We start from the raw sequence: 24,980 nt of genomic DNA, 5'->3' as shown, positions 1-24,980 counted from the left end.
AAGTCCGTATGACCTTCGGCGCTGGCCGGCAAAAGGACGTCTCTCGCATCCTCGCTTCATGACCTCACCGGCACATGGACGATGACCCGAACGTTGACCCTCGCAATCGCATTTTCGCTGGCACTGCTAAACGCCTCGCAGGCGCATGCCGCGTCGGCCACCACGACGTCCGCCGCAACGCCCGCGTCGCCGAAGTGGGTGGAAAGAAGCAACCAGTACGCGCGGATCCTGCTCGACGCGCAGGCGCCGTTCGCGCCGGAGGACATGTCGTTCATGGGCGTGCCGGGCTACGACGGGCTCGTCACCGATCTCAAGCCGGAGTTCGCCGCGCGCTTCCGCGCCGCTACCGCGAGATCGCGCGATGAACTGAAGTCCAAACTCTCCGTCGAACGCGACCCGGACGTGCGCCAGGACCTGGAGATCATGATCCGCGCCGCCGACGAGGCCATCGCGACCAGCGAACTCAACGAACGTTTGATGTTGCCGTGGCGCGACGCGCCGCAGATCGTGTTCAACGGAGTGCGCACGCTGCTGTCCGACCAGACGCCGCCCGAGCGCCGCGCGTTGGCGTTGCAACGCCTGAAGAACTATGTCGGCCAGGGACAGGAAACCGTACCGCTGACCGAGCTGGCCAAGGCCCGCTATGCGCAGCGCGCTGGCGATCCGACGCTGCTGCGCCCGACGAAACTGGAAGTCGAGCAGGCGCTGGGGAATGTCGACACCTACATCGCCGGCATCCGCGATCTGTTCGCGAAATACCAGGTGACCGACGCGGACGCCGCGTTGGCCGCGATGGAAACGCAGTTGAAGGACTACGCGCAATGGGGCCGCACGACGGTGCTCCCGCAGGCGCGCACCGACACGCAACTGCCGCCAGCGCTGTACGCCAACCAGCTACGCCAGATCGGCATCGACATCGAACCCCAGCTGCTGGTGCACCGTGCGCAGGTGGAGTTCATGGAAACCCGCGCGGCGATGGCGCAGCTGGCGCCTCTGGTCGCGAAAGAGCACGGGCTAGAGTTGGCCGATGCGCACGACTACGTGGCCGTCGTTCGCGCGCTCAAGAAGAACGCGATCGGCAACGACCAGCTCGTGGCGCGTTACCGCACGGTGATCGACGCGATCGATCCGATCATCCGCGACGAACGCGTGGTCGATGTGCCCAACCGGCCGATGATCATGCGACTGGGGACGGAGGCCGAGTCGGCGGTGGTGTCGGCGCCGCACCTCCTGCCCGCGCCACTGGTCGGAAACACGGGCCAGCAGGGGCAGTTCGTCGTGCCGGTATCACTCGCGACGGCGGACGGCAAAACGCTGGCGTACGACGATTTTAACTTCGATGCGGCGCGATGGACACTGTCGGCGCACGAAGGCCGTCCAGGCCACGAGCTGCAGTTCACCGCGATGATCGAGCGCGGCGTGTCGCTGGCGCGCACGATGTTCGCGTTCAATTCGGTGAACGTGGAAGGCTGGGCGTTGTACGCCGAAGCGGAAATGGTGCCCTACGAGCCGCTGGACGGGCAGCTGGTCGCGCTGCAGTTCCGCCTCATGCGTGCCGCGCGCGCGATCCTGGATCCGATGATCAACCTGGGCCAGATCGACCGCGATGCAGCCGGTCGCATCCTGCGCGAGAAGGTCGGCCTGTCGGAGGCGATGGTCAAACAGGAGCTGGACCGCTACACGTTCAACGCACCCGGCCAGGCGGGCGCGTACTTCTACGGCTACAGCCGCATCCTGGAGCTGCGCATGGAAACGGAAATGGCGCTGGGCGAGAAGTTCGACCGGTTGGCGTTCAACAACTTCCTGCTCGATCAGGGCCTGCTGCCGCCCGACCTGCTCGGCAAGGCGGTACGCGAACGATTCATCCCCGCGGTGCGAAAGGAGTAGAGCAGGCTACCTGCCGTCACGTGCGGGCTTCGCGCGTGGGGGCGTGGCGGCAAGGCGCCGTATCGATCGCGGCCCGGTTGCGGCGCGATCGGCCTGTAACGTCGCCGACGCACTTCCATCCTGATAGGGCTTGGGCTACTTATAGCGGTACGCACACTTCGCGATTCTCGGCCCGCCTGCACTGCAGGCTCCCGTGGGGCGGACATGAACGAAGTCTTCCGGTTCGGACCTTTCAGGCGGGTCCCGGCTGATCGTACGTTGCGCAGGGATGGCGGCGAGGCAGCCACGCGTCGTCGCGCCTTCGATTCGGTGGCGCTCCTCGTGGCAGGGGCCACGATGCGCCTCGGCCTGGTCCTCACCGTCTGTTCGGCGATCGTCCTGGCCGCGATGTCTGGAGCGGTGCATGCGCAGGACCGCGACCGGACCATCCGCCAGTTCCACCATACGATCTGGACGGCCCGTGACGGTGCGCCGGCCGAAATCTGGGCCCTGGACCAGGGAGCGGATGGTTTCCTTTGGCTGGGGACGGGGTCCGGCCTGTATCGGTTCGACGGTATGCAGTTCGAGCCGTTTCACCCGGCTTCGGGCGAGCGGCTCGCTTCGGTCGACATCACGGCCATAAAGGTACTGGGGTCGAACGAGGTCTGGATCGGCTACTCGGACGGCGGCATTTCGCGGCTGCGAAGCGGGCACCTCACGACGTATCTGGAGAAGGACGGCATCTGGCCTGGCATGGTGGTGCGCATACTTCAGGGGCGGGATGACACCCTGTGGGCCGCCTCGCATGGCGGCCTGGCCCGGTTCAAGGACGGTCGATGGCAGAGGCTGGGAACGGACTGGGGCATTCCCGCCGACATGGTCGTCGATCTGTTCGTTGCGAGCGATGGCACCGTGTGGGTCAGCACAGCGGGCAGCGTCTATTTCCTGAGGCACGGCGCGCGACGCTTCGAACCCACCGGCCTGGTGACGGAACATGCCACCTTCACCCAGACCCCCGACGGTCGGATCTGGATCGCCGAGGGGCTCCACGGCCTGCGTCCCCTCGCGGACTACCTCGCGGGGGAACGTCGAAGCCCATGGACGCTGCAGGCCGCGACGCCCGGCAACGTCCTGTCGGTGCCGGGTTTCGCGATCGACCGGCAGGGCGTCATATGGGCGACCGACCGCCGCAATGGCGGCATCTTCCGTTTCGATCCGCGCAAAGTGGCGCGCGCGCCCCGCAGTGTGTTGCCGTCGGACCTCACGGATGTATTCCGTCGCGCGGATGGCCTCACGGCCGAACGGAGCATTCCCATCCTGCGCGATCGCGAGGGCAACATCTGGGTGGGCACGAATGCGGGACTCAACCGGTTCCGTGCGTCCGAGATCGTGCCGGACACGTCCGTGCCTGCTACCACTGCGTTCGGTTACAGCATCGCGGCCATGAAGGACGCGACCTGGCTCACGGACGGGGTATGGCTTTACCGGGCGTTGCATGGCGACATCGCGCGCCGGTTCGAGCGACTGCATCCGGCAAGCACATTGCTGCTGCGGGCCCGGGATGGTTCGCTGCTGTATGGCAATGGCGGCTTTGTGCATCGCGTAAGCGCAGGCCGACCAACGCGGTTTTCCCCGCCCGCGGGGGTGCGCGACGAGAACATTCGCGCGCTTGCAGAAGATGGATCCGGAACGCTCTGGGTGGCGTTCGAACGATCCGGCGTCTTTCGACTGAAGGACGGAACCTGGAGCAGCAAGGTCGATCTGGGGGGATTGCCGACTCCCGTGGTTGCGACATCCGATGCCACCGGCGCCGTCTGGTTCGGATTCCCCGGAAGCCGCGTTTCCCGTCACGATGCAACCGGCATGCGGGTGTTCTCGGTGCCCGATGGCCTTGACGTCGGCCGCATAGGCATCATCGCCGTACACGACGGCACGTTGTGGGTTGGCGGAGAATTCGGCGTGGCGCGTTTCGACAAGGAGCGCTTCCGCACCGTGACTTCGGAACGGGTGGCTCCGTTCTTCGGCATCTCGGGAATAAGCCGCACCGCCGACGGCGGTTTCCTCTTCAACGGCCTGCTCGGTCTTGTCCTGATAAACGCGCAGGAGCTGGCGAAGGCCTTTTCCGACACTGCCTATGCCCCGTCGTACGATCTTTACGACAGGGGAGACGGACTGCCGGGCGTAGCGCAGCAGGGCTGGCACACGCCGACCCTGGTAAGCGGTGCCGACGGTAGAACCTGGATCATCAGCAATACGGGCGTCGCCTTCCTCGACCCGGGCGGGCGCGAGCGAAACCGTTTGCCGCCGCCCGTCGCGTTGCTTTCCGCCACACCGGGAGGCGTCACTTACCCCACGACGGATTCACTGGAACTACCCAGCGGAACAACGTCCCTCACGGTGACCTATACGGCTGCAAGCCTGAGCAAGCCAGAGGCGACCCGCTTCCGCTACCGACTGGAAGGCGTGGATGCGGATTGGCTCGACGTGGGCGTACGCAGGGAGGCCGTCTACAACAATCTGGGACCCGGGCACTATCGCTTCCGCGTCATCGCGGCCAACGAAGACGACGTATGGAACATGGACGGTGCGGCGCTGGATGTCGATATCCCGCCCACATTCTTCCAGAGCGGATTGTTCAAGTTGCTGTGTGCCATTGCGGTCGCTGCGCTGGCGTGGTTGGCCTATTCGATGCGCTTTCGCGCGGTCGCAAACCGCATCCGCATTCGCATGGCCGAGCGCATCGAGGAGCGGGAACGTATCGCACGCGAGCTTCACGACACGCTGCTCCAGTCGGTACAGGCGCTCACGCTTCGCTTCCAGCTCGCGGTGAACGACCTGCCGGCGGAAACGCCTGCCAGGCCGGCGCTGGAGGAAGCTATCGAGCTTGCCGGCAAAGTCATCGCCGAAGGGCGTGAGCGCGTCCGCGACCTGCGTTCGCTGCAGAACTGCGCCGCCGAGGAGATCGTTGCCGACATCGCACGACGCCAGGCGTTCGATCCCGCCGTCGAGGTCGTGGTGACGACTACCGGCATGGTGCGCGTGCTTCACCCGCTGATCCTGGATGAGGTCACCCAGATCGCGAGTGAAGCGATCTTCAACATCTGGCGTCACGCGAACGCCAGCCGGATCCAGATCGATATCGGTTATGGCACGAACTTCAGCCTGCGCTTTGCCGATGATGGAGTGGGTATCGACGCCGGGATCGCCGGAAAGGGAAAAGAAGGGCACTTCGGACTCTTCGGCATGCGCGAGCGCGCAAGGAAGTTGCGCGGCTGGCTTGCGATAAACCGGTTGCAGGAGGGCGGAACCGAAGTGCTGCTTACGGTGCCGGGCTCGATCGCGTACAAAGCTGCCGGACGTCGCGGGGACATCGGATGACGTGACCACGCATGCGGGGTGGGGCTTAACGTTCCCGATCGAGGATGCCGCGCTGCAGTGCCGTCATGACGGCCTGGAGCCGGCTGCTGGCGCCGAGTTTCGCGAGGACGCTCTTCATGTGCACCTTGACGGTCTGGTCCGAGACCCCGAGCCGGCTCGCCACCTGCTTGTTGGCGCTGCCGGTCGCCACCTCGCGAAGCACGTCCATTTCCCGCGGTGACAACAAGTCGGGCGGTACCCGCATGGAGAGTTCCCGGGTAATCGCAGGCGCTATGTGTTCAGCACCCGCATGCACTCCACGTATGGCGGCGACGAAGTCCTTGTAGTGGGTGTCCTTACAGTCTGCTCAATGACCTTCCAATCTGGCTAACAGCGCGCAGTCTGATTTATGGGTGTCGCTCGAGAGCGGGCCGGCGGTAACGCCACGGCTTCGTTTACATAATATGCATTGCTGACGAAGCAGCCTGCGAAAGAAGGGGCATTACGGCGAAGCAGGCGATGGCCGCCGCCGCCCCGAGTTGGCGCGCGAGAGCGATCCACGCCTTCCGATCCTCAGCCGACTTCGCCCGTTCCGCTTCGACCAGCGCCATCCACGGCCCAGCCTCCTGACCGATGTCGCGTGCCATGCGCGCGATGGTGTGCGGCTCTGCCTGCGCGAGCCCATTGCGCCAGCGCGATGCCGCTTGCCGTGACACCTCAAGAGCCAACGCCGCAGCGTTATCCGAGGTAATGCCCTTGGCGGCTTTCCACTGGTCGAGAAGCTTGATGGTAGAGGTCATGTCACGGGCCTGTTGACAGGGATGTCACAGACCAATATACATACGCCCGTGTCACATGACATGTGACATAGGGCCGCCCGCCGGGGAGAGGCCCCCGGCGTCCCCCCTGACGCCGGTCTCCCCGGCCCTCGTAGGGGAGGGGACATGGACGCATACAAGATTCTGCTCTGGACCACGGACCCGCTGTTGGTCCTCGCAGTCGGCGCCGCCATCGGCGCGCTCATTGGATTCGGCGCGACGTTCGCGCTGTTGCTCGGTCCGCACACGCGAGCCGCCCAGGCGGTGCGCGAAACGGTGTTTCTCAACGCGTATCAGAATCGCTCGGGCGGTACGCCCATTCCGCCCAGCACGTCTCGTAACACGTGCCTGTACACCCGCCAGCGGATGGTGTCGGGCTCCGAGTTTGCGATGAGAGACCTGAGGCGCGAGACGAACTGCGCTTTCTGCGCCGCTGGTGCAGAGGCAATCGCGATGCCCATGACGGCGGAGAGTGCCGCCACAGTTTCAGCAAGTCCAAATTCGTCCGTTTTCAAGGCGACCCCCCGGGAATGTGATCCGTCCGTGCTTCCGCTGAGCGTCGGAGGGCTCCCCGACATTACCGGTTTGTCATGTGACGTCAGGGCGACGGACGAAACTGAACGCCGCGAAGCCGCCTTCCTTGAGCGCGAGGGTAGGGCATGAACCTCAGTTCGTGGTTTCGCTCCGAGCAGGGGAAGGCGCTTGCGCTGCTGCGCCAAGCCCTTCGAGCAGGTCCAGCACATGACCAGGCGCGACCTGCTGAAAGTCAGCAAGGCCTTGACTCTGCATCAGCCGTTGTAGGCGCTGAACTATCGCGGATCGCTGCTCTTCGGGAAGGCTCATCACGATGATCGCGATCACGTTGCACACACCTTGGATGGATCGGGCGATTTGCAGTTCCGTCGTCGTCATCCCGGCGACCTTGGGCGGCTTTGCCATCGTTCTTCCTTGCGTTGGGTTGTCGGAGATCATCGCATGAGCCGCCCCACCGACAGCGAGCGCGGCGCACGCCTCGCGCTCGACATCTGCGACCAGCAGATCCGCCAGCCTGACCTGTTCCCCGGCGCGCTCGACGTCGGGTTCTGGCTCGAAATCCACCATGCCGCCGTCGCCGAACTGCTCGACGCCGACCTGCTCCGTCAGGCGGTGACCGCATGAGCCTCGAAATGGTCATCGCCACACCGGCCCCGATGGGCTTTTCACCAGTGCAGGCGAGCAACCGGGCAGTTGGCCCGAGCAGTAACACGGGCCAAAAGTCCACCCTCACGGCCCCGATCATCGACTTCTGCGTCGTCGTCATCGACAGCGAGAAGGCGAAAAAGCTCACCCGCAAGATGCCGCTCGGTGATCTGGTGCGTTACGTGTTCGGCACCGGCAGCGCCATCGTCGTCGGCCCGATCCAAGACCGCGTTTTCAACTTCTACCCGCGCTCCGCAACGATGGTGATGAGACCGCATCAGTCTGCGGAAAGATCGGCCTCGACGACGACGGCAAGGTCTGTATCAGCCTGTCGGGCCAAGGGTGCCAGCACGTGCGCAGCTGGCCGCAAGTCGCAAATGTGCTCGACGACCTCGACGCACGCATCAGCCACGTGGACATCGCGATCGATGACCTCACGGGCGAGACCTTCAATCTCCAGACCTTTCGCGATCTCTACGACCGAGGCGAGTTCGTCATGAACGGCCGTCCCCCGCAAGCGCAGTACGTCGATGACTGCGGCAGCAACAAGGGTTGTTCCTTCTACGTGGGCCAGCGCGGCCACAAGCAACTGAACATCTACGAGAAGGGCAAACAGCTAGGCGATCCCGAAAGCGGGCACACGCGCTGCGAATTGCGCCTGTATGCCAAGCGCATCGACTTGCCCAACGACGTGTTGCGCAACCCCGGCAAGTACTTCGCCGGTTCCTATCCGATGCTCGCCGCATATGTCGTCGGCGAAGCCGAACGCCTGTTGACCAAGGAACAGATGGTCAACGCCAGCGCGAAGGCCATGGTGCGCTTCCTGCGCAATCAGGCCGGCACCGCGCTGAATCTCGTCATGGATGCCCTCGGCGATGACGCCGTGGAATTCCTCATGGAACACGTCGTCCGCGATGGTCGCCCGGGACGAATGAAAAACGTGGTCGGCGACCTCCCGGCGCTCGTACGCGCCCAACTTCAAACCATCCCATCCCAAGAGGCCGCATAGCCATGAAGATCACCATCACGAACACGCACGTCGATGAAAAGCAGTGGAGCAAGGGCGACCGCTCCGGAACCATCCGCACGCAGCAAGCCACCGCCGAGAACGCGTTCTTCCGCAACCGCGTGCGCCTCGACCTCGGCAAGGAACCGCCGTACCCGGTCGGTGAGTACGAGTTGGATCTGGAAGCCAACGTCAGCGTTGGCGACTTCGGCGACTTCAAGCTCGCGCGCAAGCCGAAGCTCACCCGCATCGAAGCCAAGCCCTCGCTCGCGAAGGCCGGCTAACCCTCATGGGCACCGTGCTGGTCCAAGCCTGCGCCGCCGAGCACATCGCGCTCGACGGCACCTGCACGGTGCCCATTTGGGTGCAGAAACCCGAGCAAGTGCTGCCGCCGCTCTCACTTGCCGAAGGCACACAGGTGGCGCTCGCCATCGTCCTGTGCTGGACCGTCGGGCTGTGCTTCCGCCTCTACAGGCGCGCCGCGCAGTCGTAGTGGCATCAACCAAAACCCTCAGGAGAAAACCATGAACCGCAATAACGCTCAGTCCCTCGCCCTGCGTGCCCGCGACAAGGCCCGCAGCCTGCGCAACAAGATCGCCGGCGCCGCCGCGCTGCTCACCGCGTCGTTCTACTCGGCCGCCGCCTTCGCCCAGGCATCGGACGTGGGCGCCGCGATCACCGCCGAGGTGACCAACGCCAAGGACAAGGTGAGCGGCATCCTCGTGATCCTCGCTGCCATCGTCGGCGTCCTGCTGCTGTGGGCCTACGTCAAGAAGGCCCGCTGATCGACACCGTGCAGAGCAGGGGAGGGAGGGCCGCCACGCGCGGCCCTTCTCTCTCAAGGAGGGGGTAATGGGGTACTTCGTCATCGTCGCCGTTCTCGGCGCTGTCTGGCTCGCGTACGAGGCCATCTGATGCGCGCGCTCATCGTGTTATTTCTCCTGCTGCTCGCGCCGCTGGCCGCGAATGCGCAGACCTACTGCGGTCTTCCTACGTGGATGGGTTCCGTCAGCAATGCGAACCCGAACACGACTTATCCGTCGCGCGGGGCCGCGCAGGCCGCGTGCAATAGCGTCACTGCATTGACGGTCGATCCGACTTCGGGTGGCTGGTTCGCGCGTGTCCAGAAGAACGCGTGCACGTTGAACGTGGCCGCGAAGAACTTCACCGTGACCGGAACGATCATCAACTCCAGCAACTCCAGCAACTGCGGCAGCACGTTCGCTGCCAGCGGTACGAAGACTGCAACCGGCTGGGCATTCACCGGGGACGCTTGCCCCGCCGGCTCGACGTGGGACGCCAACACGCAGACGTGCTTCAGCAGCGACGCGTGCAAGGCGAAACCGGCGCTCGGCCCAACTTTCACGGGAGGCGCGTCACCGGTCGCGTGCGTCGATGGTTGTAAGTTCAGCGCGCCCGGTAATGCGTGCGTTACAACTTCCTCAGGAAGCGCATGCGTACTGACGGGTGCCAAGCCCACCGGGCAAGCCTGTGCCGTCGGCGATGCTCCGCCCATACAAGACAAGCCGCAGCAGTGCACGCCGAATGGAGAGGTCTGCATTAAGCCCGATGGCCAGCACTGCATGAGCGCCAGCAACGGGCGCCAGATTTGCTGGCGGCCCGGCGAAACCGGCGAGAAGGACGACGGTCCGGTGAAGCAGAAGCGGGACGCCGGTACCAACCCGATAGCGCCGAACTTGCAGTTGCCCAGTGGTGACAACTTGCAGCCGAGCGGGCCTCCGATTCAGAGCACTACGACCAACAACAACACGACCATTACGACGGTAACGCAGAACTATCAGACGGAGCACGGAACCAACGCCGGAAGCAGTAATGCCGGCGAAAGCGGCACAGGCGATGGCAGTGGCAAAGAAGGGGACGGCGATGGGGATGGTTCTGCGTCGGGTGGCGAGAACTGCGAAGCTGCTCCGGTCATTTCCGGCGACCCGGTTCTGGCGATGGTTGCCACGCAGGCATGGGCGACTCGCTGCGCGGTCGAAGCTGGCAACGCGGCAAAGGTGACGGGCGATATCGGCGACTGTGCCCAGGCATTCACCGTCGAAGGCACGAACGCCAACGCGCAGCAGCTGCGCGCCATGCGCGCTCAGATCTGCGGCGACGACACCAACGGCAACAAGCGTCCCGACTGGACCGAGACCAACGGCACCGAGGAACCGGCGCCGGGCGAGGGCGACGACGAACCGGGTTTCGTCGCCAAGACCTTCAGCCTCGACAACCTCGATTCCAGCGGTTTCCTCGGTGGTGCCGGCAGCTGCCCGCAGATGGGCGTTGTCGATCTCAGCTTCACGCAAGTCGATTTGTCCAACGCCTCTTGGTGGTGCCCGTTCGTGACGATGTGTCGCGGCATTCTGCTGCTGATGGGCTTCTTCATCTCCGTCCGCCTGCTCATGGAGTGACCTATGAACCCGCTGAGTTTCATCGCCGATATGGCGACCGCTGTCGGTCGCTTCGTATTCGCCTCGTTCCGCGACGGCATCGGTTTGCTCGTTGCCAAGCTGCTGGGCGTGTTCGGCCTGACCATGATTTCCATGTCGGCTTTCCTGCCCGATATCAAAGGCGCGCTCGCGCAGCACGCGGCCGCCATGCCGCCGGTCGTGATGCAGTTCGCGGGCGCCATCGGCCTCGACGTGTTCATGACCATGGTCATCAGCGCGCTGTCGATTCGCCTTGCGAGCAAGGTCTTCATCGTGCCCAAGGGCGTCGCCGATCAGCTGCCGGGAGCGTCGCGATGATCTACTGGTACACGGGCCAGCCGGGTCACGGAAAGACGCTGCACGCGATCGATCACGCGTTGAAGTTCCGCGACGAAGGCCGATTGGTGTTCGTCGGCAACGTACGCGGGTTCAAACACGAAACCGCCCGCTGTCTGCCGATCACGCCCGAGCAATTTCGCGACTGGATGAATTTCCTGCCGGACGGCGCGGTTTGCTTCATTGACGAAGCGTACGAGTCGGAAATGCTGCCCAAGCGCCCGCCGGGCTCCAAGGTGCCGGACCACGTGCGCGAGCTCGCCAAGCACAGGCACCGCGGCTTGGACTTCATCTTCGTGTCCCAGTCGCCGGCCAAGCAGGTGGACGAATTCGTCCACGACCTGATCGAGCGGCATATCCACGTGCGCCGCCGCTTCGGCCTGCCGTTCGCGCACCTGCGGATCTTCGACCGTTTCGAGCGGAACCCAGAGAAGGCGAGCCCGCTCATTCTGAAGCGCGTCAAGCTGCCAAAGCGCCCCATGGGCCTCTACGAGTCCACGGTCATGGACACCGTGGAAAAGAAGATCCCGTGGTACTACATCGCGCTCGCGATTGGTCTGCCGGCAACGGCTTACGGTGCCTGGCATCAGTTCGGCGCGGTGGAAGATTCGCTCGCAGGAAGGTCGAGCTCCGCCGCGATGGTCGCCACCAAGGACGGAGCGGCAAACGGAGCGCCAGCGACGGTGGCCGCGACGGACATTCCGTCGCCCCCAGCGCCCTCCCGAGAAAGTGACTACGTGGCGTGGCTGACGCCGCGCATTCCGGGCCAGCCGTGGACCGCGCCGGCCTACGACAAGCTCAACGTTCCCATGCAGGCGCCGCGCGTCTTCTGTATGGCGTCTGGCCACGACGGGCACGACGGCTGCACGTGCCTGAGCGAGCAGGGCACGCGCCACGTCATTGAGCAGAACCGCTGCCGCATGATCGCGCTCGACGGCCAGTACGAGCCGTTTCTGGACGAAGTGCAGGGCGACCGACGGCGCCTCGACGAAGCGACCCAGCGCCGGCAGTTGATGCAGCAGGAGATCTCGCGCGGGGGTGTAGGGGGCACGCCCCCTACGGATAACGCCTTGCCCGGTGCAACCCTCAGCGCCCCACAGGTGAGCGGTTACGGCGATATCGGAGCCGTCAGGGCCGAATCCGCACCTCGTTGACCCCCGGTCCAGTTTTGCTACGCTCGTCTCAGTCCTGAGGGGGATGGATGGAGCGATGCGACAGGGAATGCTGCTGCTGGCCGCACTGATGTGCGGCAGCGCTTCGGCGCAGGTCGTCAATAAATGCGTAGGCAAGGGTGGGGCAGTAGGCTTCTACAGCGGGCCTTGCCCCGCCGGCTACCAGCAAGCGAAGACGTGGGACGCCAAGCCTGAGCCGCCCCCCTCCAATGACGAGCTCTGGCGCCGCTATTACGCGCGTAAGCAGGGCCAAGCAGATTCTCGCTACCTATCTCACCTGGCGGGCACTTCGCAGAACGGAGCTTCGGGACACCGCATTCGTTCGGATGGAGCTCGGAACCCCTCTGCCTGCGAAGCAGCTAAAGCCTCTCGCGAGAGCACGCTCGCAACCGCCGGGATGAGCCGTACCTACGAGCTGTTGCAGCAGCTCGATGCCAGCGTCCGTGAATCATGCAAGTAGTTGCAGAACCCTGGTCATCTCCGATGAAGGAGCGAAGAAAGTGCTGCGTTCCGTAACGCTTAAGTTCACTGAGCACGACCCTATCACACTAGATGCACGTGGCATCACTATTTTTGTCGGCCCGAATAATTCCGGCAAGAGCTTAGCTCTTCGTGAGCTGCATGCGTTGTTTGAGAATCAGGAGTTGCCCGCTAGTCTCCAGCTGCTTAGCGGATATGACCTTGCATGGCCGTCTGAAGGGGAGATCGATGCTCTACTAGATCGGCTCGCTGCCCTTGTAGTACAGCCGAACAACCTAGCATCGGGGCACGTCGCGATAGGTTCATACCAGCCGAGCCTCGGCCACGTGCAGGTTGTCGTGGATAGAAACACTGTTCAGCGGTTAGCGAGGGAGCGTGAGAAGGGCTGGTTTACCCACAATATTCTTCGCTGGGGTGCCTTAAGGCTAGATGGGCGATCGCGGTTTGCGCTGAGCAATGATCAGCAAATGGGTGACCTGCTTTCAGCGCCGACGAACGCGCTCAGCTTGCTGTTCGGCAACGACGCCATCAGAAAGAATGTTCAGCATGCACTGCTCGAAGCATTTGGCAAATACTTCGTGCTCGACCCAACCTTTGGGGGCACCTTGAGGATCCGACTGGCTGATACCCCACCAGTTGACGAACAATCGCTCGCAAAAGCGGCGCGAGATTATTTTGCAAAGGCGCAATACATCAAAGATGCGAGCGACGGGGTCCAAGCGTACACCGGCATAATCACAGCCGTAATGTCGGGCGAATTTCACACGTTCTTAGTAGACGAGCCAGAGGCTTTCCTCCATCCTCCATTAGCTCGCAAGCTTGGCAAACAGCTTGCATCACTGACGGCAAAGAGTGAGCGATCCTTGTTCGCCGCGACACATAGTCCTGACTTCTTAATGGGCTGCTTGCAGGTGAGCCAGAACGTTCGTGTCGTGCGCATGGCGTATGCGAACGGTAAATCGAAAGCTCGTGTCGTCAATTCCGAGGAGCTCGCAGCATTTCTGCAGCGTCCACTGATGCGCAGCGCGAACGTTGTCTCAGGACTATTTCACGATGGCGTGGTTGTCACTGAATCAGACAATGACAGGGCGTTTTACGCAGAGATCTACCACCGACTCAGCCAGGACGACCCCAGTCTTCCGTCTCTCCTTTTCGTCAATGCGCAAAACAAGCAGACGCAAACAGAGATAATTGGGCCATTAAGGCGATTTGGTGTCCCCACAGTAGGAATTGTAGATATTGATGTTCTGAAAGAGGGCGGGACGGTCTGGTCGGCATGGTTGAACGCCTCAAACGTCCCAAAGGCAACCCACGAAGCGATGCACAGGATGCGGGGCAGCATCTTCTCCCTTTTTGAGGGGAAAGACATGAAGCGCGACGGAGGGGTATCGCTTCTTAGCCCTCAAGACGCGGACGCCGCAAACGACCTTTTCGACTCCATGGCACGGGTGGGAGTATTTGTGGTCCGCCAAGGAGAAGTGGAGGATTGGCTCAAACATCATGGCGTGTCTGGGCGGAAGGCAGCATGGGCACTAGCGATGCTGGAACGCCTTGGCTCCGACCCAGCGGCTGAGGGGTATGTCAGGCCGGGTAAGGACGATGTATGGGAATTCATGCGCCAAGTCGCCAATTGGGTCCGCGATCCCGCGAGGAAGGGATTCGACTAAGCGCTCAAACTTGGCCGCTCATTCAGATCGTCAGGATGCGGCCATACCGCGGTGACGCACGTCTGCCAGCTGGACGACGACTACCTTGACAAGCTGCCGTCGTGAAGCTGTCTGGCGGGCTTGCTCGGCTGCGCGACGACTCGCGAAGCCCTTGAGCCGGAGTTCCATCTTGTCGCGCCACATCAGCCCGCGCAGGCGTTCGATCGTCATTCGTTGGCCGTCGTCAGAAACGAGATGGCGGCCTCGCAGCCGCCATCCGTACCATTCGTCTTCGAAGTCCAGGTTCATGCAAGCGCTCCCGGGGGAATGAGGCGTTTGCCCGAGATATCGGCCGGGCTGGGGCAGACTGACGTAGGAAAAAGCCGCGCCAAAGCGTCAGAAAGTGCCCCACGCAGGCTCCGTCGGCCGGTTGACATAATATGCATTATGCGAAATACAGCGCAGGCCTTCCTGCGGCATTTAGCCGCAACTACGAGGCTTCCAAGGCGTTCTCGCGGTCTGATCCGATCCACCTTTCGCACATAGCGACCGATACGTGTCCTACGCAGAATATTGCATCGCGCCTCCGTAGAAAGTTCGCTACTTCGAGGCAGAGAAATTGGGCATCCGCGAACCGAGGCAGTGATTCGGTAAGTTGAGTGCGCACTACGCAGAACTTTTGGGTGCAGCGTTGACAATGCAGACGTCCGGAATCTTCGACATCGAGGAAAACGGTCGATGAGGGCCAGCCCCACGCTTATGTGGTCTTCGGAACGAATTCTGAGCCCCTAGTTGTCACTTATTTCCCAGACTTCTAAGTGCGTGCTCCGGGATCCGCCACGACCATAAACCAATAATGATCGACTGCCGAAGGCCCGTCGGAATCGCGGACCTAGCTGCCTCAAGTGCATGGCGGCAGCCTCTGAGTCCAGTAGTCGCTGGGGGCTGCTAGCACGTGCTCCTGCAGCACTCGCACGAGCATAGGGGTCCGCCAGCCCAGTTCAGGGAGAAAGCAGCGTTCAGTGGGGCCCAGCGGGCGGGCCTGTTCCTGCAGGAGCAACCAACGACAGCTCCGGCGCAACTCGTCCGTTAAAGTCTGAAGGGCAGCCGCTTGATCAAAGCCTGATTGCAGCAGCGCGGCAGCGCCGCCCCGCACTGCTCTCCAGACCAAGTAGCGCTTGCGGCCCAACGGGTGCATCGCCCATTCATTGGCAAGAGCCCGCATCACCAACTCGGAACCCGCAGGATCAAGTGCATTCTTTCGCATCAGATGCGCGAGATATGCGTGAATTTCAGCCTGAGCCAACCGATCCCACAGCGAGATCAAACTGGCCCGTGCGGCGGATGTTCCTCGCTCCGATCGCAGATGCTCTAGCAGCTGCAAAAGGAGCGCCGGCTGGCTTGGCAACTCGATCGCATAGCACCACCATCGCCCGGCTGCAGACCCTGCATGGCGACGCCAGCGCGGAACCGTTCCTGCGCCGGCTCGACGTGATCGAACGCGATCCGGCCGACCCGCGGCGCCACATGCTGCTCGACAGCTTGGTCGTCGACCTCGCCGCCGCCGACGCGGCGTGGCAGGCACGCCGCGAGCGCATCGTGGCGCTTCGCACTCTCGCGGTCGAGCTGGAAACGCTGATCGGTGCGTCGAGCACCGAGCTGCGCGCGCAGGTCGCGGCCTGCTTGGCCACGCCGGAAGCCGACATGGCGCAAGTGGGGGCCCTCGCGCAGCAATGCACCGACGCGATCGCGCAGCAACTGCATCGCCGCGCCGCCGTCGCCCGCCGCCGTGCCGTCCTCGAAGGACTGGCCAGCCTCGGCTACGAAGTGCGCGAAGGCATGGAGACCGCCTGGGCCGAGGCCGGCAGCGTGGTGCTGCGGAAGGCCGCGACGCCGGGCTACGGCGTCGAAGTCGGCGGCCGTGCCGAGAGCGGCCGTTTGCAGGTACGCGCAGTCTCGCTGACTGACACCCGCGACCGCGCCCGCGAACGCGACATCGAAACCATCTGGTGCGGCGAATTCACCCGTCTGCGCTCGCTGCTCGCCGACCGTGGCAGCGAACTCACCATCGAAAAGGCATTGGCGATCGGCGAGGTGCCGTTGAAGGTGATCGAAGGTGGATATAAAGGTAGCAGCGAAGCCACCGGGTCAAGTGCCAAAAAAAATTCAAGCTGAATCGACAGCTTTGATTGACACTGGCGGACGAGGTTGAACGTCGTACTAAAGGAACTTCTCAAGTCTGAGGCAACCTTCCCCACCCCCGATAAACATGCCCTATCCGCGCATCCGTTCGCTTGGCGGTAATGCTGAGTGCCGAGTTCCTAGGCCACGTGCCTACCCTGCGACGGACTTGAGGCGAGTTGCTGCGCCCCTTGAGAAACACGCGCATCGGCAGAAGCCACGACGAGCGTTGGACTGTGCGCCTCATGCGCGACTGGGTTCTTTTCCAGTCCGAGTCGCTTGAACGAAAGCAAGGGAAGGCTCGGCGATCCGAGCCTTCCGATGGGGGCCGCTTAGGGCTCCATGTAACGCAAGCGCGCCCCGTCGTTGCGGTGGTGCTGGTGCGGGCCGCCGCTCCAGAGATGATCTTCAAAGCGCCCTGTAGACATGTTGCTGCCGGCCAAAACTTCCGACGATCCGCCGAAGCTGCTCATCGCCTCTACCAGCGTCTGCAACTCACGGCTCGGCGGGGCCGCATCGTTTGCTGCTGCAGGCACTGTTGCGCGCGCGTCGAACGATTCCATAGCGCGTTCCCAGTCCAGATCAGACCGTGCTGCGGATGTCGCCTTTGCATCGAGTGCTTCAACGGCGGTGCTGGCTGTGACCGCCAGCGGCGTTTCGCTATCGAGTTGCGCAACCGGTGCGGTGGACGACAGCGGAGTCAGCAATCCGCCGAACTGCGATGCCGGAATCGCGTTGCCGCTGCCCGGCTGCACGTACGCGATCGCGTACTCACCCCCGAGGAAGTGCTTGAGCACGCGGACCTGCTTGGCGGCATCGCCGTCGACCCGCACGATCAGGTCGTCGGCATCACGGTGGAAGGTGATGCGGTTGCGCGCGACGTTGAAGGCGCTGCTGTTGAAATGCAGCCAGTCGGTGCCGCCGCCGGTGTTGTCGATTGTGTCCGCGCCACCGCCGTAGATGTACTTATCGTTGCCGGTGCCGCCGAACATCTGGTCGTTGCCGTCCTCACCAACAAGCTGGTCCGCACCGGCGCCGCCGAGGATGATGTCGTTGCCCGATCCGTTGTGCGAACCGTTGCCGCCGGACAGGTAGTCGTCGCCATCGCCGCCGTCGAGCTTGTCGTCACCGTTGAATCCGAACACCGTGTCGTTGCCGCCCAGTCCCTTGATCAGATCACGGTCGTTGGTGCCCAGCAACTGCTCACCGGCGGCTGTTCCAGTGACCACGGACGGATAGTCTCCGTCGTTGCCACCGCCCGGCGGATTGCTGCCGCCGCCCACTAGTGCGTTGATCGCCGCCGTATCGAGCATCGCGCCGCTGGCGGGCTGGACGTAGTCGATCGCCGAATCCCCGCCCAGGAAGTGGTTGGTGACAGTCATGGTGTTGCTGGCGTTGCCGCCGACGGTGATGACCAGGTCGTCGCCGCTGCGCGTGAAGGCCAGCTGGGCGGCGGTGATACCGTTATTGAAGAACACGCCGTCGTAGCCGCCGCCGGTGTTGTCGATGATGTCCTGCCCACCGCCGTAGCCGTAGACGTAGTCGTCGTCGCCCGCGCCGCCGAGCAGCGTGTCGTTGCCGTCTTCGCCGGCCAGGGTGTCATTGCCGATGCCGCCTTCCAGGCGATCGTCCGCCGAGCCTGTGCCACCGCCGTTGCCGCCGGACAGGTAGTCGTCCCCGTCCCCACCCTGCAGGGTGTCGTTCCCGCCCATGCCGAACAGCTGGTCGGCACCGGCCAAGCCCTTGATCAGGTCCTTGCCGCTTCCGCCCACCAGTTGCTCGCCGGCTGCCGTGCCCTCGATGACCTGGTCGAACCCGGTGCCGCCACCGGCGACGATCTGGTTGATCTGTGCCGTGGTGAGGTAGAAGCCGCCGTCGGGCTGCACGTAGTCGATCGCCGCATCGCCGCCGAGGAAGTGGTTGACCACGCGCACCGCCGGCGTGGCTGCATTGTCGACACTGATCAGCAGGTCGTTGCCGTCGCGCGCGAACGACAGGCGCTCGCGAACTATGCCGTCGGTGAAGAACACCCCGTCGAAGCCGCCGCCGGTGTTGTCGACGATGTCGGTTCCAGAAGACGCGTTGACCACGTACTTGTCGTCGCCGGCGCCGCCGATCAACGTGTCGTTCCCCCCGGCGCCAACAATGGTGTCGGACCCACCGAGGCCGTGAATCACGTTCGCCGCATCGTTACCCGCGATGTAGTTGTCGAGCCCATTGCCGGTGCCGTCGATCGCGCCATCCCCCATCAAGAACAGGTTCTCGATGTTTCCCGAGAGCGCATACGTGGCGGTGGTCTGCACCTGGTCGGTACCGCCGTCGGCGGCTTCCACCACGACGTCGTTCGCGTCGTCGGTGACGTACACGTCGTTGCCCGCGCCGCCTTCCAGACGATCCACTCCCTCGCCTCCATCGAGGTAATCGCGGTCGTTGCCGCCATAAAGCAGATCGGCGCCCGATCCGCCGAACAGCGAATCCTCGCCGTCCAGGCCGTGCAGCACGTCGTCGCCGGCCCAGCCGCCGAGCGTGTTCGCGCCGGAGTTGCCGATGATGGTGTTGTCCAGGTCATTGCCGTTGCCGGTCGTGACGCCCTGCACAAGCACCAGGTTCTCGACGTTGTCCGACAGGATCAGGTTGGTCTCGTAGCGGCGTTCGACCGTGTCGGTTCCTTCGTCTTCGACTTCCACGATCCAGTCATCGCCGGAGTCGTTGACGAATACGTCGTTGCCGTTGCCGCCGAGCATCAGGTCCCCGCCCAGGCCGCCGTCGAGGCGGTTGTTGCCGTCGTTGCCGATCAACATGTTGTCCTGCGCGTTGCCGGTGCCATCGAGATCGGCCGTGCCAGTCAGGGTCAGGTTCTCCAGCGTGTCGCCGAGCACGTAATCGATCGACGCCTCGACGCTGTCGTGGCCCTGACCGTGGAATTCCACGACCTCGTCGCCGACGTTGTCCACGACGTAGATGTCGTCGCCTTCGTGGCCCTGCATGACGTCCTCTCCGCCGCGGCCGTCGATGCGGTTGCCGTAGCTGTTGCCGATGATGCTGTTGTCCTGATCGTTGCCGAAGCCGTCGTACGCGCTGGTCTGCTCCATGAGCAGCAGGCTTTCCAAATTGGCGGACAGCTGGTAGCTGCCGCTCGCCAGCACGGTATCGTCGCCTTCACCCGCATTCTCGACGATCGTATCGGCGACGCTGTCCACGCGGTACTGGTCGTTTCCACTCCCGCCTTCCAGCGTGTCGGTGCCGTAGCCGCCGTCGAGAACGTCGTTGCCCTCGCCTCCAACGAGATGATCGTCGCCGTCGCGGCCCTCCAGGTAGTCGTCGCCCTGCAGGCCAGTGAGCACGTTGTTGCCGACGTTGCCGATCAGCTGGTTGTCGCCGGCATCGCCAGTGGCGGATACGTCGCCCGCGCCGACCAGTTCCAGCGTCTCGACATGCGCGGCAATGGTGAGGCTTACCGAGCTGCGGATGCGGTCGTCGCCTTCGCCCTGCGCTTCGGTCACGACATCGCCGATATCGTCCACCGTGTAGACGTCGTCGCCCGTGCCACCGGTCATGCGGTCCGTGCCAGTCCCACCGTCCAGTTCGTCGTTGCCGTCCGCTGCGAGCAGTTCGTCGTCGCCGTCGCTGCCCAGCAGGCGATCGTTGCCGGCGCCCCCGGACAGCGTGTCGACCCCGGTGCCGCCGTCGAGTACGTCGCCGCCGAAACCGCCATCGAGCACGTCGTTGCCCGCGCCGCCCGACAGGCTGTCGATGCCGTCGCCGCCGGTCATCTGGTCGTTCCCCTCGCCGCCGTCGAGCACGTCGTCGCCGATGCCGCCCGTCAGCGTGTCGTCGCCGTTGCCGCCCACGAGGACGTCGTTGCCGTCGCCGCCATCGAGCTGGTCGGCACCGCCATACCCGTGCAGCGTGTCGTTGCCCCCCAGGCCCTGCACGAGGTTATCGTGCGCGTTCCCCTGGATGACGTCGTCAAACGTCGTGGCCAGTAGTACCTGCGCATCGAGATCCGCCGCGCTGATGTCCCAGGGCTGACCATTCCCCGGATCGATGCGCAGGCCGCCGAGCGCGAGTCCATCGATGCCGAAGAAATGGCGCAGCCGGATCTCGTCGTCAGTGCTGTCGCCGAAGCGAATGACCAGCGACGTTTCCTCGCGGCGGAAGTACACCTGCTGCAGCGACAGGTCCGAGACGTAGATGGTCGTCTGCCCGCCCGCGTCGTGGATCGTGTCCTTGCCGTCGCCGCGCGCGAAGTAGTAGCGATCGTCGCCGTGGCCGCCTTCGAGGGTGTCGTTGCCCAAGCCGCCGCGCAGCTGGTCGTCTCCGCCCTCGCCATACAGCTCGTCGTCGCCTTCGCCGCCGGAGAGCACGTCCGCACCGTACCCGCCTTCGAGTCGGTCCTGGCCGAGTCCGCCCTCGAGCAAGTCATCGCCCTCGCCGCCACTCAGCCGGTCGTCGCCGGCTCCGCCCGCGAGCTGGTCCGTGCCCCCATCGCCGAATAGGAAGTCGTCGCCCGCGTCGCCGGACAGCTGGTCGTTGCCCCCGTTTCCGCGCAGGTAGTCGTTGCCGTCGAGTCCCTGCAGCACGTCATCGGTCGAGTACCCGGTGAGGCTGTCGTCGCCCGCCGTGCCCCCCAATGCCTTGGCCCTCAGCGCCTGGGCATCCCACACGGTGCCATCGGCGAAGCGCACTTCGTTGAGACCGTAGCGGCTGCTGCCTTCGCCACTGTAGTGGTAGCGCACGCGTAGCGTGTCGCCGCTGGACAGCGTCAGCACGAGGTCGTCGATAGAACGCGAGACCATCACGTTCGAGGCGGAGATGCCCGCCGCGAACTGCACCACGTCCATGCGCTGCGCGGTGTCGTCGTAATTCTCGATGACGTCGTTGCCGAAGCCGCTGGCGAAAACGTACGTGTCATTGCCTGCGCCGCCGTTGAGCATGTCGTTGCCGGCGCCGCCATCGAGAATGTCGTTGCCGTTTCCGCCCACCAGCGTGTCGTCGCCGGCCTCGCCAGACAGTGCGTCGTCCCCGTCCAGTCCGAGCAGGCGATCGTTGCCCGCCTGCGCAGACAGCACGTCGGCACCGGTGTTGCCGTAGAGAGTGTCGTCGCCCGGCGTCACCGGCATCGCGATGTGCGACAGGATGTCCTGCCAGGCCCACGTCGTGCCGTCCTGGAACTTGATCTGCTCGATCACGCCTTCGCGCAGGTGGCCGTTCTCGTCGAACACGTTGTCGATGCGGATTTCGCCGATGGACCCTCCCGCATTCACAGCCACGAAGAGCGAGGTGAGATCGCGCGTGATGGACACATCGCCCGCGACGATGCCGTCCATGAACACCAGCTGGTCCACGCCGCTGCTGTCGTAAACGCGGTCCTTGCCGTCGCCGACGCGGTAGTAGTAGTTGTCGTTGCCGCCGCCACCGAAGATGGTGTCGTCGCCCTTGTCGCCGACGATCACCTCGCCCTGCGATCCGCCGAACAACGTGTCGCGTCCTTGCGTACCGATCAGCGACGGCGTGTTGAACACCGGCGCGAGATCAGGGTATTCCGCCTGCAGGTCGGAGAACGCCCGGTCGGCCTTGCCGCGGAAGGACGGGGAATACGTGCCCAGTCCCCGCACCACGCTGACGATCTCGGACAGCGCCGCGATGTCGCCGCTGGCACGCATCGATTCGACCTGCTCGTGGAATTGCGCCCAGTCCACGACGACCGACGCGTAACCGGAGCCGAAGCCGCCGCGGATGAAGCCGTAGCTCGCCGCATCGGTCTGTGCGAGCAGCTGGGCGCGCACGTAGTTCTGGAACTTCTTGAACTCCGCGATCAGCAACGGCGCTGCATTGCCGTGCGGATTCGGGTCGCGCTCGCCCCAGCACCAGGTCCCTTCGTACCCACGCCCCACGAGCTGTTCGAGCACGATCAGCTGTCGCGCGTCCATCACGTGCCCGTACACCATGCGCGGATCGCGGCTGTTCGGATCGACGTCGGCGACTCCGGCCCACTGGAAAATGAGGCCTTCCAGCATGTTCTCGCGCACGGCTGGATCCGTTGCCGACACGAAGGTCTCGACCATCGCCTTGAGTTCGGGATCGGCGGCCATGGCCTGGCGCAGGTCCGGCAGATTGCCGAACGCCTTGGCGTCCGGAAGGTCCGCCAGCGCCAACCACGCGCTTCCGGCGACCTGATCGTTGATCCGGTGCGTCGTATCCACCTGGAACCACACGTCTGCCGCTGCCGCCACGGTCCCGTCCGATCGCACGGCCGTGCCCACCTGCGCGTGCGCCTGTCCGTTCGCATCGACATGGCTGGAGTTCTGCCACGACGTGCGCAGGGCCGCCAGGCCGGCCTGCTCCATCGTCAGCAGTTCGCCCAAATCGGTGCGTCCGTTGCTGTTGGCGTCGCGCCAGATGCGCAAGCTGGCGAACGCTGCGTCAGTGGCATCGATCACACCGTCCTGGTTGCCATCCAGTTCGCGCAAGGCCTCGAAGCCGTTCGCGGCGAGTGCGCCATTGCCCAGCCGCGTCTGGTTGCCGAACATCTCGCGGCCGTCGTCGATGCGTCCGTTGCCGTTGAGGTCGCGCACGAGGAACCCATCGTCGGGCGAGGCCCATGCGGTGCGCTCGCGCATTCCGTTCGCGTCGTGATCGAAGTAGCGATCGCGCGCCATGCCCGTCGTCTCGACGCCGTCGCCATCGAGGTCGATCACGATCGGCGAGGTGCGGCGCTCAGCCGGACCGGTGTCGGGGCCTTCCTCGTCCTCTTCCTCCTCCTCGTCCTCTTCCGTTTCAAGGAAGATGCCCAGCTCGCCATTGCTGAAGTTGTTGATGGTCAACCCGCCGTTGATGGTCAGCGTGGTGCCGTCGAGCACATACAGCGTGCTTCCGTTGCGGTATTCGTTCTGCGGGTCGGACTCCTTGCGCTTGCCGCCCGTCAGCGTGCCCAGGCCGTCCATGTGGACGCGGCCAGCCCCGTCTTCGTCGTCGATCGTATCGCTCTCGTCCGCACGGTAGAAATCGTACCCGCTACCCCCGAACAGCTTGTCGCTGCCATCGCCGCCGTCGAGATAGTCGCGTCCGCTGCCGCCCTTGAGTTCGTCGTTGTCGTCCTGACCATAGAGTTCGTCGTTGTCATCGCCACCGTCGATGACATCGTCGTCCTCGCCACCAAAAATCTGGTCGTCGCTGGTCCCGCCGGCGATCGTATCGTTGCCGTCGCCGCCTTCGATGTAATCCTTCCCGCCCTCGCCGCGCAGCACATTGTCGAAGGAATTGCCCCAGATCTTGTTGTCCAGCGCGTTGCCCGTACCATTCAGGTCGCTGCCAATCGTGGTCAAGATGTCAGGGTCTTCGTAAAGGCGCAGGTTTTCGACATGGTCGGGGAGTACGAAGTCGACCCAGGTTTCCACCGTGTCAGTGCCCTCGCCCGCATACTCGATGACGCGATCCTCCGCATCGCCGATCCGGTACACGTCGTCGTCCTTTCCTCCGTACAACTCATCCTTGCCGAAGCTGCCGAACAGGCGATCGTTCCCGCTGCCGCCATACAGAGCATCCGGGCCGCTCTGGCTGTCATCTGCGCGGATCTCGTCGTTGCCATCGCCGCCCACCAGCACCACGCCGTTGGCCAGGTACGAAGAGTAGTGCCGGTGGCTCGCGACGAAATTCCCATACGCGGTGGTGAAGGAGTTCAGGGAGTCCGCTCCATTCGTGCCGTACAGGATCGGGCGCCCGTTCTCATCCAGGAATCTGTCCGCGCCAGTGGCGAAAACGTCGTCGTAGAGCGCCTGCATCTTCCCGAGCAATGAGGGAGGCCAGAACGGTAACGGCTCCACCTCGTTCGCCTTGTCGGCCATGAAGTCGGCGTAGTCGTAGACCGTGTCAGAAATCATCACGTTGTCGGTGAACTGGATCTCAACCCGCGTACCTATCTTGGACGGGTCCATGATGTTGCCGGTGTAGGGACCGGCAAGACCCGCCAGGCCATCGCGGGAGTTGAAATCGAAGTTGTCCACCGCGTGGTCCCGGCCTTCGAACTGCGCTGGCCTGACCGCCATGTTGTGAATCGACAGCTTGCCATCCTCGCCGACGACGAAGCGCACGCCTTCATCCAGCATGTACTGCGTCGTGTTCCACACGTGCACGCGCGTGGCGTAGTCGGCACTGTCCGGGTCATACGCCCACTGCTTCTGGACGATGGTGTATTGACCGTTGCCGTTGAACAGCAACGCGTTGATGTCGTCCTTTGTGTAAACACCAGGCGCGAGCATCGTGCTGCCGAGCTCGAAGAATTTCTGCACCATCGGAAACAGCGACGCGAGCGCGTAGCGTCCCGCACCGTTGACCATATAATCCTGGGCGTCAACGACGATCGGCGTGGCCGCGTTGCTGTGCGACATGCCGATCACATTGTCACTCGTCAGGTCAGCGGGAACCTCCGACTGGCCGAACAGGTACAGGCGGGTGATCTCGGCCGCAGTCAGCGTCGAGGAGGTGTATACGGTCATGGTCCA

General features: G+C 63.9%; 19 protein-coding genes. 14 read left to right on the top strand and 5 right to left on the bottom strand.

The features are described 5' to 3' along the window. Window positions 1–81: 81 nt before the first annotated feature. Both DX912_RS09685 and DX912_RS09680 read left to right on the top strand, forming a co-directional pair. On the top strand, window positions 82–1,887 hold the full coding sequence (locus DX912_RS09685; RefSeq protein WP_115842295.1) for a DUF885 domain-containing protein: 1,806 nt from the start codon (window positions 82–84) through the stop codon (window positions 1,885–1,887). A gap of 204 nt (window positions 1,888–2,091) precedes the next feature. After that, window positions 2,092–5,244, top strand: coding sequence for a sensor histidine kinase (locus DX912_RS09680; RefSeq protein ID WP_115842294.1), 3,153 nt, complete (start codon window positions 2,092–2,094; stop codon window positions 5,242–5,244). Between the two features lie 25 nt (window positions 5,245–5,269). Here DX912_RS09680 and DX912_RS09675 read toward each other — a convergent pair whose 3' ends face one another. Next, window positions 5,270–5,488 (bottom strand): helix-turn-helix domain-containing protein, encoded by a 219-nt coding sequence (locus DX912_RS09675; protein ID WP_115842293.1) that lies wholly within the window; start codon window positions 5,486–5,488, stop codon window positions 5,270–5,272. A 190-nt stretch (window positions 5,489–5,678) separates the two neighbouring features. Next, complete coding sequence (locus DX912_RS09670; RefSeq protein ID WP_115842292.1) at window positions 5,679–6,023, bottom strand: DUF3693 domain-containing protein; 345 nt, start codon at window positions 6,021–6,023, stop codon at window positions 5,679–5,681. 144 nt (window positions 6,024–6,167) lie between these two features. On the opposite strand from DX912_RS09670, the gene DX912_RS09665 reads away from it, so the two are divergent. Beyond that, window positions 6,168–6,704 (top strand): hypothetical protein, encoded by a 537-nt coding sequence (locus DX912_RS09665; RefSeq protein ID WP_115842291.1) that lies wholly within the window; start codon window positions 6,168–6,170, stop codon window positions 6,702–6,704. Between the two features lie 3 nt (window positions 6,705–6,707). On the opposite strand, the gene DX912_RS18170 is transcribed toward DX912_RS09665, so the two are convergent. Beyond that, on the bottom strand, window positions 6,708–6,980 hold the full coding sequence (locus DX912_RS18170) for a hypothetical protein (RefSeq protein WP_147298618.1): 273 nt from the start codon (window positions 6,978–6,980) through the stop codon (window positions 6,708–6,710). A gap of 36 nt (window positions 6,981–7,016) precedes the next feature. On the opposite strand from DX912_RS18170, the gene DX912_RS09660 reads away from it, so the two are divergent. The 10 genes from DX912_RS09660 (at window position 7,017) to DX912_RS09615 (ending at window position 14,316) form a co-directional block, all read left to right on the top strand. Then, window positions 7,017–7,199 carry a hypothetical protein gene (locus tag DX912_RS09660; protein ID WP_115842290.1) on the top strand — a complete coding sequence of 61 codons (183 nt, stop codon included), beginning with the start codon at window positions 7,017–7,019 and terminating at the stop codon, window positions 7,197–7,199. Next, entirely contained in the window at window positions 7,196–7,720 is a 525-nt protein-coding gene (locus tag DX912_RS18610) for a hypothetical protein (RefSeq protein ID WP_233433546.1), read from the top strand. Before DX912_RS09660 ends, DX912_RS18610 begins: the two co-directional genes overlap by 4 nt. Beyond that, window positions 7,633–8,229, top strand: coding sequence for a replication initiation factor domain-containing protein (locus tag DX912_RS18605; RefSeq protein WP_233433545.1), 597 nt, complete (start codon window positions 7,633–7,635; stop codon window positions 8,227–8,229). The genes DX912_RS18610 and DX912_RS18605 overlap by 88 nt, the downstream gene beginning before the upstream one ends. Window positions 8,230–8,231: 2 nt before the next feature. Then, window positions 8,232–8,510, top strand: a complete 279-nt coding sequence (locus DX912_RS09650; RefSeq protein ID WP_115842289.1) for a hypothetical protein — start codon at window positions 8,232–8,234, stop codon at window positions 8,508–8,510. 5 nt (window positions 8,511–8,515) lie between these two features. Then, a complete protein-coding gene (locus DX912_RS09645) occupies window positions 8,516–8,719 on the top strand; it encodes a hypothetical protein (protein WP_115842288.1) in 204 nt (67 codons plus the stop codon). Window positions 8,720–8,750: 31 nt separating this feature from the next. Next, window positions 8,751–9,011, top strand: a complete 261-nt coding sequence (locus DX912_RS09640; protein WP_115842287.1) for a hypothetical protein — start codon at window positions 8,751–8,753, stop codon at window positions 9,009–9,011. Window positions 9,012–9,140: 129 nt separating this feature from the next. Then, window positions 9,141–10,643, top strand: coding sequence for a hypothetical protein (locus DX912_RS18165; RefSeq protein ID WP_147298617.1), 1,503 nt, complete (start codon window positions 9,141–9,143; stop codon window positions 10,641–10,643). 3 nt (window positions 10,644–10,646) lie between these two features. Then, window positions 10,647–10,979: a DUF2523 family protein gene (locus tag DX912_RS09625; RefSeq protein ID WP_115842284.1), complete on the top strand. Its 333-nt coding sequence runs from the start codon at window positions 10,647–10,649 to the stop codon at window positions 10,977–10,979. Further along, complete coding sequence (locus tag DX912_RS09620) at window positions 10,976–12,151, top strand: zonular occludens toxin domain-containing protein (RefSeq protein ID WP_115842283.1); 1,176 nt, start codon at window positions 10,976–10,978, stop codon at window positions 12,149–12,151. Before DX912_RS09625 ends, DX912_RS09620 begins: the two co-directional genes overlap by 4 nt. A 518-nt stretch (window positions 12,152–12,669) precedes the next feature. After that, window positions 12,670–14,316: an ATP-dependent nuclease gene (locus DX912_RS09615; RefSeq protein WP_181902781.1), complete on the top strand. Its 1,647-nt coding sequence runs from the start codon at window positions 12,670–12,672 to the stop codon at window positions 14,314–14,316. A gap of 30 nt (window positions 14,317–14,346) precedes the next feature. Here the strand turns inward: DX912_RS09615 and DX912_RS09610 are convergent, their stop codons facing one another. Further along, window positions 14,347–14,604, bottom strand: a complete 258-nt coding sequence (locus tag DX912_RS09610) for a DUF3653 domain-containing protein (protein ID WP_115842281.1) — start codon at window positions 14,602–14,604, stop codon at window positions 14,347–14,349. Window positions 14,605–15,696: 1,092 nt separating this feature from the next. Between DX912_RS09610 and DX912_RS09605 the strand changes: the two genes are divergently transcribed. After that, entirely contained in the window at window positions 15,697–16,470 is a 774-nt protein-coding gene (locus DX912_RS09605; protein ID WP_115842280.1) for a hypothetical protein, read from the top strand. A 338-nt stretch (window positions 16,471–16,808) separates the two neighbouring features. Here the strand turns inward: DX912_RS09605 and DX912_RS09600 are convergent, their stop codons facing one another. Further along, window positions 16,809–24,974 (bottom strand): calcium-binding protein, encoded by an 8,166-nt coding sequence (locus tag DX912_RS09600; RefSeq protein ID WP_181902780.1) that lies wholly within the window; start codon window positions 24,972–24,974, stop codon window positions 16,809–16,811. Window positions 24,975–24,980 lie beyond the last annotated feature (6 nt).

This window comes from Lysobacter soli, from assembly GCF_003382285.1.
In the GTDB taxonomy this organism is placed as follows: domain Bacteria; phylum Pseudomonadota; class Gammaproteobacteria; order Xanthomonadales; family Xanthomonadaceae; genus Lysobacter_J; species Lysobacter_J soli.
This window is presented reverse-complemented; position numbering and strand designations above follow the sequence as displayed.

Bases quoted from the DNA above. Each gene is read 5' to 3' on its own strand.
- DX912_RS09685 (WP_115842295.1), top strand. From the start codon at position 82: ATGACCCGAACGTTGACCCTCGCAATCGCATTTTCGCTGGCACTGCTA.
- DX912_RS09680 (WP_115842294.1), top strand. From the start codon at position 2,092: ATGAACGAAGTCTTCCGGTTCGGACCTTTCAGGCGGGTCCCGGCTGAT.
- DX912_RS09675 (WP_115842293.1), bottom strand. From the start codon at position 5,488: ATGCGGGTACCGCCCGACTTGTTGTCACCGCGGGAAATGGACGTGCTT.
- DX912_RS09670 (WP_115842292.1), bottom strand. From the start codon at position 6,023: ATGACCTCTACCATCAAGCTTCTCGACCAGTGGAAAGCCGCCAAGGGC.
- DX912_RS09665 (WP_115842291.1), top strand. From the start codon at position 6,168: ATGGACGCATACAAGATTCTGCTCTGGACCACGGACCCGCTGTTGGTC.
- DX912_RS18170 (WP_147298618.1), bottom strand. From the start codon at position 6,980: ATGGCAAAGCCGCCCAAGGTCGCCGGGATGACGACGACGGAACTGCAA.
- DX912_RS09660 (WP_115842290.1), top strand. From the start codon at position 7,017: ATGAGCCGCCCCACCGACAGCGAGCGCGGCGCACGCCTCGCGCTCGAC.
- DX912_RS18610 (WP_233433546.1), top strand. From the start codon at position 7,196: ATGAGCCTCGAAATGGTCATCGCCACACCGGCCCCGATGGGCTTTTCA.
- DX912_RS09650 (WP_115842289.1), top strand. From the start codon at position 8,232: ATGAAGATCACCATCACGAACACGCACGTCGATGAAAAGCAGTGGAGC.
- DX912_RS09645 (WP_115842288.1), top strand. From the start codon at position 8,516: ATGGGCACCGTGCTGGTCCAAGCCTGCGCCGCCGAGCACATCGCGCTC.
- DX912_RS09640 (WP_115842287.1), top strand. From the start codon at position 8,751: ATGAACCGCAATAACGCTCAGTCCCTCGCCCTGCGTGCCCGCGACAAG.
- DX912_RS18165 (WP_147298617.1), top strand. From the start codon at position 9,141: ATGCGCGCGCTCATCGTGTTATTTCTCCTGCTGCTCGCGCCGCTGGCC.
- DX912_RS09625 (WP_115842284.1), top strand. From the start codon at position 10,647: ATGAACCCGCTGAGTTTCATCGCCGATATGGCGACCGCTGTCGGTCGC.
- DX912_RS09620 (WP_115842283.1), top strand. From the start codon at position 10,976: ATGATCTACTGGTACACGGGCCAGCCGGGTCACGGAAAGACGCTGCAC.
- DX912_RS09610 (WP_115842281.1), bottom strand. From the start codon at position 14,604: ATGAACCTGGACTTCGAAGACGAATGGTACGGATGGCGGCTGCGAGGC.
- DX912_RS09600 (WP_181902780.1), bottom strand. From the start codon at position 24,974: ATGACCGTATACACCTCCTCGACGCTGACTGCGGCCGAGATCACCCGC.